Consider the following 11,852-nt stretch of genomic DNA (forward strand, 5'->3'; position numbering starts at 1 on the left):
CGGCCGCGGCCGCCCCGGCGCCGGCGGCGGCGCGGACGGATGTCGTCCTCGGCGCCGTCGTCCTCGACCAGGTCCTCGGGTCCGAGGTCGACGAGCTCGATGCCCTCGGCGGCAAGCTCGGACTCGATGACGCCGATCTCCTCGGCCGCGGCCGCGTCGTCGCCGCTGAGCTCGACGTCCAGGAGCGCCGCTGCGGCGTCCCGAGCGGCGGCGGCACGCGTCGCAGCGGCGCGGGAGTCGCTGGCGCGGGAGTCGCTCGCGCGGGAGTCGGCGCCCGCGGCCTGGTCTGCCGGGGGCGCGGCGACGGCGGTGGTCTCGACGACGTCCGGCGCCGGCGCGGCCGGCGAACCCGAGCGGCGCGTGGCGCGCTTGCGCGCCGGGCGTGAAGTCGTGGCGGGTGCCTGCTCGACGGCGGGTGCCCGCTCGACGGCGGGCTCGACGGGCGCCTCGGGGCTGACCTCCGGGGTCGCGGCAGCCACGGCCCGGGCGCGGGAGAACGACGGCTGCTCCTCGTGCGGGCGCGGCGGCCCGGCGGGGGCCTGCGCTCGACGGGACCGGCGCGGCGTGGACAGGTCGGGCGCCTGGAAGAGCATGGCCGTGGTGGCGAGGCGGGGGGTCGTCGACCCGCCCGTCCGGGCCGCGGGAGACGAGGGGGCGTCGGCCGTGGGTGCCGTCGCGGCCGGCTCGGTGGCGGCCTCAGGCTCCTGGGCCTTGGCCCGGGTGCGTCGCGCGGCCGTCCCGCCAGCCGTCTTCGCGCCGGTGGACTTCGTTCCGGCCGCCTTCGCGTCCGTGGACTTCGCGCCTGTGGACTTCGATCCCGCCGCCTTCGCGCCGCGGCGGGTCTTCGCAGCTGCCGGCGCAGCGTCGTCAGTCGCCCCCGCCGGCTCGACCGGGCCGGCAGGGCTGGCCGTGTCGGTGCCGGCCGTGTCGGTGCCGGCCGTGTCGGTGCCGGCCGTGTCGGTGCCGGCCTGGGCGGCGGCATCCGGCTCGACGGCTGCGTCGGGCTCAGCGGTGTCGGCCTTCGCCGCGCGCCTGGACTTCGTCGCGGCCTTGGTCTTCGAGGTGGCGGCGCGCTTGGACCGCGCGGCGCCCTTCGTCGCCGTGCCGGCGGTCTCCTTCCCCTCGGCGGGCTCCGCGCCGGCGTCGGCCTGGTCGGCCCCGGCGGCGGGCTCCGCCGCGACGGCCTCGGCCGGCTGCTCGGCCGGCGTCGAGACCGGGCGGGTAGCGCGGCGTCGCCCGCGAGCGGGCTTCTCCGGCTCGGCGGCTCCGTCCGCCGCACCGGCGGGGCCCTGCGGGAGCACGATGTCGGCGAGCGAGCGCGGGGCGACGTCCCCCGCCTGGGGCGCGGGAGCCTCCGGCGCATCGGCGGCGCGCTCGGGGAGCACGATGTCGGAGAGCCCGCCCTCGGCGGGCGTCGCGGTCGGAGGTGCGACGGGTGCCGCCGCGGGCCGGGTGGCACGCCGGCGGGCCGGCCTGCGGCGCGGCGCCTCGGCGGTCTCGCCCGCAGCCTGGTCGGTGCGGGTCTGGTCCCCGGTGGGAGTGTCGGACGTCACGTAAGGCGCTCCTGCCCCGGCGACCCGCGCCACACCTGCGGGCAGCCGGCTGGTCGTCGTCGGACGGCGGCGCTGCTCAGCGCACCGGCCGGACGGAAGTCTCGGTCGCGGCTGCGGCACCGGCGCTCTTCGCGGACGCCTGCGGTCGGGAACCTTGCTGCCCGGCCGCGGCATCGCGTGCGGATCGCGAGTGCTGCGAGCTCGTGGCCGCCCGGGGATGTGGCCCGGCGGCCTCGTCCAGTATCGCACCCCGCAGGCACGGCCGCGCCCTCCCCCGCTCGCGACACGCCGCCGTCGGGCCCGGTTTGACTCGTGAAGGAATTCACGAGCAAGATCGTGAACATCTTCACGAGCGCTCTTCCCTCGGGCGACGTCCCTGGTCGTGCGCCCGCGGAGCATCGGTCCTACCTTCGGAGTGGACGGGCCGGTACGACCGTCGTCGTACCGGGCCGGCAGCGCCTGAGACCCCCAGGAGACCCCGTGGACGCCCTCGCACTCGCCCGTTGGCAATTCGCCATCACCACCGTCTACCACTTCATCTTCGTCCCGTTGACGATCGGGCTCGCTCCGCTCGTCGCCGGGATGCAGACGGCCTGGGTGGTCACCAAGAAGGAGCGCTGGCTGCGGCTCACCAAGTTCTTCGGGAAGCTGCTGCTCATCAACTTCGCGCTGGGCGTCGTCACCGGCATCTGGCAGGAGTTCCAGTTCGGGATGGCGTGGAGCGAGTACTCGCGGTTCGTCGGCGACGTCTTCGGCGCCCCGCTGGCCATGGAGGCGCTCGCCGCGTTCTTCGTGGAGTCGGTCTTCCTCGGCCTGTGGATCTTCGGCTGGGACCGGGTGTCCAAGAAGGTCCACCTCGCGGCCATCTGGCTGTTCGCGCTGGCCACCAACCTCTCCGCGTTCTTCATCCTCGCGGCCAACTCCTGGATGCAGCACCCCGTCGGCACGATCTACAACCCCGAGACGGGGCGCGCCGAGATGGAGTCCATCGGGGCCGTCCTGACGAACAACACCCTGTGGGCGGCGTTCCCGCACACCATCAGCGCCGCGTTCCTCACCGCCGGCACCTTCGTGTGCGGGATCGCGGCGTGGTGGATGGTGCGGCTCGCCCGGACGAAGAAGCCGGAGGACGCCGAGACGGCGCGCACCGTCTACCGCCCCGCGGTCCGCCTCGGCGCCTGGGTGATGATCGTCTCGGGCCTCGTGGTGATCTGGTCGGGCGACGTGCAGGGCAAGCTCATGTTCCAGCAGCAGCCCGGGAAGATGGCGTCCGCCGAGGCGCTCTGCGAGGGCGAGGAGGCGGCCGCCTTCTCCATCCTGTCGATCGGCAACCTCAACGAGGGCTGCGAGGGCGTGCGGCACATCCTCACCGTCCCGTACCTCGCCAGCTACCTCGGCACCGGACACTTCACCGGCGAGGAGTCGTTCCTGCCCGGCGTCTACGACGTCCAAGAGGACTACACCGCCCGCTTCGGGGACACCACCGAGGCCGGGGAGCCCGTCACCTACACGCCGCCCCTGGCCGTCGCCTACTGGTCGTTCCGGCTGATGATCGGGTTCGCGGCGTTCTCGGTGGCGCTGGCGCTCGCCGCCTTCTGGTTCACGCGCAAGGGCCGGGTGAGCGACAACCTGTGGCTCTCCCGACTCGGAATCCTCGCCATCCCCATGCCGTTCGCCGCCTGCTCGTTCGGGTGGATCTTCACCGAGGTCGGTCGCCAGCCGTGGGTCGTGGCGCCCAACCCGACGGGCATCGACCAGGTGCGGCTGCTGACGGAGCGGGGCGTGTCCACCGCCGTGCCACCGGGGGTGATCCTCACGTCGATGATCGTCCTCACGGTCATCTACGCCGTGCTCGGGGTGATCTGGTACCGGCTCATGCACCGCTACACGATCGAGGGCGCGCCGGTCGCGGTGCGCGACGAGTCGCCCGAGTCCCAGGACCCCGACGACGCCGACCGCCCCCTGTCCTTCGCCTACTGAGCACCGAGAACGAGACCGGAGACCCGCCGTGGACCTCGCCATCCTGTGGTTCGTCATCATCGCCGTCCTGTGGACCGGCTACCTCGTGCTCGAGGGCTTCGACTTCGGCGTCGGCATGCTGCTGTCGATCCTGCCGCACGGCGGCAGGGAGCAGAAGGAGACCGAGCGCCGGGTGCTCGTCAACACGATCGGGCCGGTGTGGGACGGCAACGAGGTGTGGCTGCTCACCGCCGGCGGCGCCACCTTCGCGGCGTTCCCCGAGTGGTACGCGACGATGTTCTCGGGCTTCTACCTGCCGCTGCTGATCATCCTCGTCGGGCTCGTCGCCCGCGGCGTGGCGTTCGAGTACCGCGGCAAGATCAACGACCCCCGGTGGGCGCGCCGGTGCGACCTCGCGATCCAGGCCGGGTCGTGGATCCCGGCGATCATGTGGGGCATCGCGTTCGGCAACCTCGTGCGCGGCCTGCTGCTCGACGCCGACTTCCAGTACGTGGGCGGCTTCTGGGCGCTGCTCAACCCGTTCGCGCTGCTCGGCGGCCTCACGACGCTCGTCCTCTTCCTCCTGCACGGCAGCGTCTTCGTCGCGCTGAAGACCGACGGCGACATCCGGCAGCGGGCCTGCCGGCTCGCCGCCGGGCTCGCCGTCGTCGCGCTGGTCGTCGCCGGCGGGTGGGCGATCTGGGCGCAGGTCGCGTTCTCCGTGCCCTGGACCTGGGCGGCGGTCGCCGTCGCGGCCCTCGCGCTCATCGGCGTCGTCGTCGCCACCCGGGCTCGCCGCGAGGGCGTCGCCTTCACGCTGTCGGCGGTCGCCATCGCGAGCGCCGTGGTGCTGATCTTCGGCTCCATGTACCCCGACGTCATCCCGGCGATCGACGGCGGCGTGCCCCTCACGGTCGCGGAGGCCGCCTCCACGCCGTACACGCTCACGGTGATGTCGTGGGTCGCGGTGGTCCTCACCCCGCTCGTGATCGCCTACCAGGCCTGGACCTACTGGGTCTTCCGCCGTCGGCTGTCCACCAAGGACATCCCCGCGCCCGTCGGGCTGAGCTGGCAGAAGATCAAGGACGCGGCGTTCTGAGCGCTCGGACCCCGGCCCGCCTCCCGCCCGCGACCCGCGACACTGGTCCCGTGAAGCCCCTCGACCCCCGGCTGCTGCGCCGCGCCCAGGCCGCCCGGCGGTACGTCGTGCTCACCGCCGGGCTCGGCGTCGCCGCCGCCGTCGCCGTCGTCGTCCAGGCCTTCGCGATCGGCCATGCCCTGGGGCCGGCCGTCACGGCCGGCAGCGCCGAGACGGCGCTCGCCCTGGCCGACGTCGCCCCGTGGCTCGCCGTCCTGGTCGCCGCGCTGGTCGTGCGCGCCGGTGTCGCGTGGGCGCAAGAGCGTTACGCCCAGCGCGCCGCGGCGCGCGTCGTGGCCGAGCTGCGCGAGCAGGTCGTCGCCCACGCGGTGGCCCTCGGCCCGCGCGGCGCGGCGGACGACGGCTCGGCGCGCGACGGCGCGATCGGCGGCGCCGCGGCGGCGACGCTCGCGACGCGCGGCCTCGACGACCTGCAGCCGTACCTGGTGCGCTACCTGCCCCAGCTCCTGCTCACCGCGATCCTCACGCCGACGCTCGTGCTCGTCGTGGCCGGCCTGGACTGGGTGTCCGCGGTGATCTGCGTCGTGACGCTGCCGCTGGTGCCGCTGTTCATGTGGCTCGTCGGGGTCATGACGGCGGGCACCTCCGAGCGGCGGCTGCGCACCATCTCCCGGCTCGGTGCCCAGGTGCTCGACCTGCTGGCCGGGCTGCCGACGCTGCGCGCGTTCGGGCGCGAGATCGGGCCCGGCGCCCGGGTGCGGGCCCTCGGCGACTCCGCGCGACGGGCCACGATGGGCACGCTGCGGGTCGCGTTCCTGTCGGGGATGGTCCTCGAGCTGCTCACCACGCTGTCGGTCGCGATCGTCGCGGTGGGTGTGGGCCTGCGGCTGGTGGAGGGGATGATCGCGCTGGTCCCCGCGATCATCGTGCTCGTCCTCGCCCCGGAGGTCTACCTGCCGCTGCGCCGCGTCGGCGCCGAGTTCCACGCCTCGACCGACGGCCTGGCCGCCGCCGACCGGGCCTTCGCCGTGCTCGAGCGGCCGCTGCCGGACGCCGGGACGGTCCCGGTGCCCGCGCTCGCGGGCGGCGCCCTCGTGCTGGACGGCGTCAGCGTGCGGGCCGGAGACCGCGGCGTCCTCGCCCCCGCCGGGCTCGACGCCCGCATCGTCCTCGGCAGCGGCCGCCCCGGCGGCGGGCGCGTCGTCGCGCTGCGCGGCCCGAGCGGGTCGGGCAAGTCCACGACCGCGCTCGTGCTGCTGGGCCTGCTGCGACCCGACGCCGGGCGGGTGCTGGTGGAACCGGCCGACGTCCGTGCGGGCGGCGGCGCCGTGGACCTCGCCGACGTCGCTCCCGCCGACTGGTGGCGCCAGGTCACGTGGGTCCCGCAGCGCCCGTCGCTGGCGCCGGGCCCGCTGCGCGACGTGGTCACCGACGGTCGGGCCGTCCCCGACGACGCCCTGACCATGGCCGGACATACCACCGGGCTCGACGCCGTCGTCGCCGGCCTCCCGGACGGCTGGGACACGCCCGTCGGGCTGGGCGGCACCGGGCTGAGCGTCGGGCAGCGGCAGCGGGTGGCGCTGACCGCCGCGCTGCTCGGCGGCGACGCGCCCCCGCCCCTGGTGCTGCTCGACGAGCCGACCGCCCACCTGGACGCCCGCGGGGAACAGGTCGTGCTCGACACCGTGCGGGCCTGGCGCGACGCAGGCCGTACGGTCGTCGTCGTCGCGCACCGCGCGTCCCTGCTCGCGCTGGCCGACCAGGTCGTGGACGTCGAGGCACGGGAGGTGGCGGCGCCGTGAGCGGGCAGACGACGGCCACGAGGGCGGGCCGCGACCCGCTGCGCCGGGTGCTGCCGCTGCTGGAGGTGCGCTGGGCGCGGGTCGCGCGGGCGGTGCTGCTGGGCACGCTGGCGCTCGGGTTCTCCGTGGGGCTGTCGGCCACGGCCGCGTGGCTCATCGCCCGCGCCTCCCAGATGCCGCCCGTCCTGCAGCTCTCGGTGGCGGTGGTGGCGGTGCGCGCGTTCGGCACCGGGCGCGGCGTGCTGCGCTACCTCGAGCGGCTGGCCTCGCACGACGTGGCGCTGCGCGGGATGGCGGCGCTGCGCGCGAACCTCTACGACGCGCTCGCCCGCGGCCCCGTGACCCGCGTGATCGCCCTGCGCCGGGGCGACCTGCTGGCCCGCGTCGGGGCGGACGTCGACGCCGTGGGGGACGTCGTCGTGCGGGCGCTGATCCCCGCCGGGGTGGCCGCGTGCGTCGGGCTCGGCTCGGTCGTGCTGGTCGGCGCGTTCCTGCCCGCCGCCGGGCTCGCCCTGCTCGGCTGCCTGCTGCTCACGGGCGTGCTGGCGCCGTGGCTCGCGTCCCGCTCGGCCGCGTCGGTGGAGCGTCGGGGCGCCGCCGCGCGCGCCGAGGTGACGTCGCGCGCGCTCGAGCTGCTCGAGGACGGTCAGCAGCTGCGGGTGTCGGGCCGGCTCGACGAGCGGCTGGCGGGCCTTCGCGACGCCGACGCCCGGCTGACGCGCTCCACGGATGACGGGGCCCGGATCTCGGGCACGTCGGCCGCGATCGACGCCGGCGCACAGACCCTGGCCGTGCTGTGCTCCCTGCTGCTCGGCATCCCGGCGGTCGCGGCGGGGACGCTCGCCCCCGTCGAGCTCGCCGTCGTCGTGCTCACCCCGCTCGCGGTCTTCGAGGCCACGTCCACCCTGCCAGCCGCCGCGGTCCAGCTGCGCAGGTCCCGCGAGGCCGCCCGGCGCCTCGTCGCGCTGCTGCCCGACGAGCCACCGGCACCCAGCCTGGGCACCGCTCCCGTCGACGGTGCGCCGGCCACGCCGCTCCTGCGGCTCGACGGCGTGGCGGCGGGCTGGGCGGACCGCGCCGTCGTGACGGGCGTCGACCTCGAGCTGCGCCCCGGCTCGGTCGTCGCGCTCGCCGGGCCGTCCGGCGTCGGCAAGACGACGCTGCTGCTCACCGGCGCCGCGCTGCTGCCGCCGGTCTCGGGCGCCGTCGGGCACGTCGGCGACGCCCTCTTCGTCGCCGAGGACGGCCATCTCTTCGGCACCACGGTGCTGGAGAACCTGCGCGTGGCCCGCGCCGACGTCGCCGAGGACGAGGCGCGCGCCGGGCTCGCGGCCGTCGGCCTCGACGCCTGGCTCGACGCGCTGCCGGACGGGCTCGGCACCGTGCTCGGTCCCGACGGCGCGAACGTCTCCGGCGGCGAGCGACGGCGCCTCCTCGTCGCCCGCGCCCTCCTCGCCCCCGCCCGGGTGCTGCTGGTCGACGAGCCCGCCGAGCACCTCGACGCCGCCACCGCCGACGCCCTGGTCGCGACCCTCGCGGAGCACGCGCGCGACACCGGCCGCGCCGTCGTGCTCGCGTCGCACCGGCTGACCGCGCTGGCCGTCGCCGACGAGGTGCTGCTGCTGGGGGCGGACGACGGCGGGCCGGCCCGCGTCGTCGCGCGCGGGCCGCACGACGCGCTGCTGCGCGACGACGCCGGCTACGCGTGGGCCGCGGCACAGGAGCGTGAGGCGGCGACCCCACCCGTGGGATGACCGGCCGGAGGGGAGGTCCACCCGAGGGATGACGCGGGCGTCACCGGAGCGCACCTACCGTCGTCGACCATGATCATCATCGACGCGCTGACGAAGCGATACGGAGACGTCACCGCCGTCGACGACGTCTCCTTCCGCGCCGAACCGGGCCGCGTCACCGGCTTCCTCGGCCCCAACGGCGCGGGCAAGTCGACGACGCTCCGTATCGTCGTCGGCCTCGCCGGCCCGACGTCGGGCTCGGCGACCGTCCTCGGCCGGCGGTACGTCGACCTGCCCAACCCCGGGCTGGAGATCGGCGTGCTCCTCGACGCGTCCGCGCAGCACGGCGGGCGCACCGGCCGCGAGACGCTCGTGCTCGGACAGCGGACCCTCGGCCTGCCGGGTGCCCGCGTGGACGAGGTGCTGGAGCTGGTCGGCCTCACCCGCGCGGAGTCGCGCCGGCGCGTGCGCGACTACTCCCTCGGCATGCGCCAGCGCCTCGGCCTCGCCACCGCACTGCTCGGCGACCCCCGCGTCCTCGTCCTCGACGAGCCCGCCAACGGCCTGGACCCCGCCGGCATCCGCTGGATGCGCGACCTGCTGCGCACCTTCGCCGACGACGGCGGCACGGTGCTGCTGTCCAGCCACCTCCTCGCCGAGATCGAGATGATCGCCGACGACATCGTCATGATCGGCGGGGGCCGCATCGTGGCCTCCGGCACCACCACCGGGCTGCTCTCCGGCGGGGAGACTCTCGTCCGGGCCGACGATGCCGGCGCGCTCGCCGCCGCCCTGCGCGCGGCCGGGCTGGACGCGGCGGCGACGGCGGACGGTGCCGTGCGCACCGACGGCGACCTGGCCGCCGTCGGCCGAGCGGCGTTCGCCGCGGGACTGGCCGTCACCGAGCTACGCACCGCCGACGGCGGAGGCCTGGAGGACATGTTCCTGGAGCTCACCGCCTCCACCCAGCGCGAGACCGCGCCGACGCAGGGAGCCGCAGCATGACCGCCACCACGCCGACGACGGCCGGGGACACTTCCGGGGGTACGGCCGGCAGCCGGGGCGTATCGGCGCGCGCCAGGAGGGACACCGCCGACGTCACGATCCGCCCCGTCCCGTTCCACCGCCTGCTCGACGTGGAGCTGCGCAAGACCCTGGACACCCGCGCCGGCGCGTGGCTGCTGGCGAGCATCGCTCTGATCGCCTGCCTCGTCGTCGGCGTGTTCGCGCTCTGGGGCAACGAGGACGAGCTCGACATGCAGTCGTTCGCGAGCACCATCAGCTTCCCGATGCTGCTCGTGCTGCCGATGGTCGCGGTCCTCGCGGTCACGAGCGAGTGGACCCAGCGCAGCGCGCTGACCACGTTCGCGCTCGTGCCCCGGCGCGGGCGGGTCGTCGGCGCGAAGGCCGCGGCGGCGCTGCTCGTGGCCGTGGCCGCTTCGGCCGTCCAGCTCGGCGCGAGCGCGCTGGGTGCCGTGGCCGCCGCCGCGTTCCGCGGGCTCGACGCACGCTGGGACCTGCCGCTCGACCTGGCGCTGCGCCTCGCCCTCCTGAACGTCGTCGCCGTGGCCGTCGGGTTCGCGTGGGCCGTGCTCATCCGCGCGTCGGCCCCCGCACTCGTCGCGTACCTCACGTTCGTGCTGGTGCTGCCCATGCTGTCGGGCATCGTCGCGGCGGTCTCCGACTGGTACAGCGAGCACTCTGCCTGGCTCGACCTGTCGAGCACGATGCTGGTGCTCAGCGCGCCGTCCGTCTCCGGCGAGGAGTGGGCGCAGCTCGGCACCGCGGCGCTGCTGTGGGTCGGCGTGCCGCTCGCGGTCGGGCTGCGCCGGCTCGTACGGGTCGAGATCCGCTAGTCGTCGTCGCCGGGGCGGCGGGTCCGGCGCCCCGGGGTGTCCCCGGACGGTCGTTCAGGGTCGGAACCGGGGCGATGCCCGATCCGGGGGGCGCCCCGGCCGACCTAGCGTCGGGGCCATGATCACGATCTCGGGACTCACGAAGCGCTACGGAGACGTCATCGCCGTCGACGACGTCTCGTTCACGGCCGCGCCGGGCCGCGTCACTGGCTTCCTGGGCCCGAACGGAGCAGGGAAGTCCACCACCCTGCGGATCCTCACCGGGCTCGGCACAGCGACGTCGGGCTCCACGACCGTGCTCGGCACGCGGTACGCCGACCTGCCCAACCCCGGGCTGGAGATCGGCGTGCTCCTCGACGCGTCCGCGCAGCACGGCGGGCGCACCGGCCGCGAGACGCTCGTGCTGGCCCAGCGCACCATGGGCCTGCCCGCCGGCCGGGTGGACGAGCTGCTCGAGCGCGTCGGCCTCACCCGGGCCGAGTCGCGGCGGCGCGTGCGCGACTACTCCCTCGGCATGCGCCAGCGTCTCGGCCTCGCCACCGCGCTGCTCGGCGGCCCCCGCGTCCTCGTCCTCGACGAGCCCGCCAACGGCCTCGACCCCGCGGGCATCCGCTGGATGCGCGACCTGCTGCGCTCCTTCGCCGACGACGGCGGCACGGTGCTGCTGTCCAGCCACCTGCTCGCCGAGATCGAGATGATCGCCGACGACATCGTGGTCATCGGCTCCGGGCGCGTCGTCGCCCGGGGCACGAAGGACGAGCTCCTGGCCGGCGCCGGGACGCTGGTGCGCGCGGACGACGCCGGCGCGCTCACCGCTGCCCTCGCCAGCGCCGGCCACGAGGTCGTGCCGGCGGACGGCGCCGTGCTCACGGACGCCGACCTCGCCACGGCCGGACGCGTGCTGTTCGCCGCCGGCGTCGCCGTCACCGAGCTGCGCGCCGCCGACGGCGCCGGCCTGGAGAAGATGTTCCTCGAGCTCACCGCCGCCACCGCGCGCGACGACGTCGCGCCCGCCACGACCGGAGTCGCAGCATGACCGCCACCTCTGCCACCGCCCCCGTCCTGACCCGCTCGAGCCGCCCGGCGCGCGCGTCGGCGCCGGTGCCCTTCGGTCGGCTGGTCGGCGTCGAGGCCCGCAAGATGTTCGACACGCGGTCGAGCTTCTGGCTCCTGGCCAGCATCGGCATCGTCGCGCTCGCCGCGGTGCCCATGGTGATCGCGTTCCAGCCGACCGACCAGATCACGTACTCGATGTTCGTCAACACCCTGGGCTACCCGTGGTCGCTCCTGGTCCCGATGGTGGGCCTCCTCTCGGTGACCGGCGAGTGGAGCCAGCGCGGCGCGCTGACCACGTTCGCGCTGGTGCCCCGCCGCGGCCGCGTGATCGGTGCGAAAGCCGTCTGCGCGACCGGGGTCGTGCTGGCCGCGATGGCGCTCAGCTTCGCCGCCTCCGCCGCCGGGAACGTCGTCGGCGCCGCGATCGTGGGGATCGACCCGGTCTGGGACGTGACGCTGGACGAGCACCTGTTCCTCTCCCTGTTCCAGACGATCGGGATGGCGGCCGCGTTCACGCTCGCCGTCGTCCTGCGCAGCAGCCCCGCCGCCCTGGTCGGGTACTTCGTGTTCGCCCTGGTGATCCCCGGGCTCTCCAGCGCCCTGGCCAGCGCGCAGGAGTGGTTCCGCGACGCCGCGCCCTGGGTGGACCTCACCTACGCCCAGTACGGGCTGCAGTCCGGCTCGATGTCCGCCGAGGCCTGGGCGCAGCTCGGCACGACGACGGTGCTGTGGCTCGTGATCCCGCTCGTCCTCGGCATGCGCCGGCTGCTGCAGGTCGAGATCCGCTGACGCGC

At 75.5% G+C, this 11,852-nt stretch carries 9 protein-coding genes; 8 read left to right on the forward strand and 1 reads right to left on the reverse strand.

Going from position 1 to position 11,852, the window contains the following annotated elements; all coding sequences use genetic code 11:
• Positions 1 to 1,553, reverse strand: a 1,553-nt coding sequence (locus ABD254_RS00090; protein WP_486326995.1) for a DNA polymerase III subunit gamma/tau domain-containing protein, incomplete at its 3' end; no start/stop codon positions are given.
• Between the two features lie 480 nt (positions 1,554 to 2,033).
• Between ABD254_RS00090 and ABD254_RS00095 the strand changes: the two genes are divergently transcribed.
• From ABD254_RS00095 to ABD254_RS00130, 8 genes are all read left to right on the forward strand, one after another.
• The gene (locus ABD254_RS00095) at positions 2,034 to 3,533 is read left to right on the forward strand and encodes a cytochrome ubiquinol oxidase subunit I (RefSeq protein WP_344244410.1); all 1,500 of its coding nucleotides are present in this window, start codon (positions 2,034 to 2,036) and stop codon (positions 3,531 to 3,533) included.
• 28 nt (positions 3,534 to 3,561) lie between these two features.
• Positions 3,562 to 4,611: a cytochrome d ubiquinol oxidase subunit II gene (gene cydB, locus ABD254_RS00100; protein WP_344244412.1), complete on the forward strand. Its 1,050-nt coding sequence runs from the start codon at positions 3,562 to 3,564 to the stop codon at positions 4,609 to 4,611.
• 50 nt (positions 4,612 to 4,661) lie between these two features.
• Complete coding sequence (gene cydD, locus ABD254_RS00105) at positions 4,662 to 6,413, forward strand: thiol reductant ABC exporter subunit CydD (RefSeq protein ID WP_344244414.1); 1,752 nt, start codon at positions 4,662 to 4,664, stop codon at positions 6,411 to 6,413.
• Positions 6,410 to 8,167 (forward strand): thiol reductant ABC exporter subunit CydC, encoded by a 1,758-nt coding sequence (gene cydC, locus ABD254_RS00110; RefSeq protein ID WP_344244416.1) that lies wholly within the window; start codon positions 6,410 to 6,412, stop codon positions 8,165 to 8,167. Before cydD ends, cydC begins: the two co-directional genes overlap by 4 nt.
• 69 nt (positions 8,168 to 8,236) lie before the next feature.
• Entirely contained in the window at positions 8,237 to 9,151 is a 915-nt protein-coding gene (locus tag ABD254_RS00115; protein WP_344244418.1) for an ABC transporter ATP-binding protein, read from the forward strand.
• Positions 9,148 to 10,002, forward strand: coding sequence for an ABC transporter permease (locus tag ABD254_RS00120; RefSeq protein WP_344244420.1), 855 nt, complete (start codon positions 9,148 to 9,150; stop codon positions 10,000 to 10,002). Before ABD254_RS00115 ends, ABD254_RS00120 begins: the two co-directional genes overlap by 4 nt.
• 118 nt (positions 10,003 to 10,120) lie before the next feature.
• Complete coding sequence (locus ABD254_RS00125; protein ID WP_344244421.1) at positions 10,121 to 11,038, forward strand: ABC transporter ATP-binding protein; 918 nt, start codon at positions 10,121 to 10,123, stop codon at positions 11,036 to 11,038.
• Positions 11,035 to 11,847 carry an ABC transporter permease gene (locus ABD254_RS00130; RefSeq protein ID WP_344244423.1) on the forward strand — a complete coding sequence of 271 codons (813 nt, stop codon included), beginning with the start codon at positions 11,035 to 11,037 and terminating at the stop codon, positions 11,845 to 11,847. Before ABD254_RS00125 ends, ABD254_RS00130 begins: the two co-directional genes overlap by 4 nt.
• Positions 11,848 to 11,852: the final 5 nt, after the last annotated feature.

It is taken from the genome of Isoptericola hypogeus (assembly GCF_039531145.1).
Classification (GTDB): domain Bacteria; phylum Actinomycetota; class Actinomycetes; order Actinomycetales; family Cellulomonadaceae; genus Isoptericola; species Isoptericola hypogeus.

Bases quoted from the DNA above. Each gene is read 5' to 3' on its own strand.
- ABD254_RS00115 (WP_344244418.1), top strand. From the start codon at position 8,237: ATGATCATCATCGACGCGCTGACGAAGCGATACGGAGACGTCACCGCC.
- ABD254_RS00120 (WP_344244420.1), top strand. From the start codon at position 9,148: ATGACCGCCACCACGCCGACGACGGCCGGGGACACTTCCGGGGGTACG.
- ABD254_RS00125 (WP_344244421.1), top strand. From the start codon at position 10,121: ATGATCACGATCTCGGGACTCACGAAGCGCTACGGAGACGTCATCGCC.
- ABD254_RS00130 (WP_344244423.1), top strand. From the start codon at position 11,035: ATGACCGCCACCTCTGCCACCGCCCCCGTCCTGACCCGCTCGAGCCGC.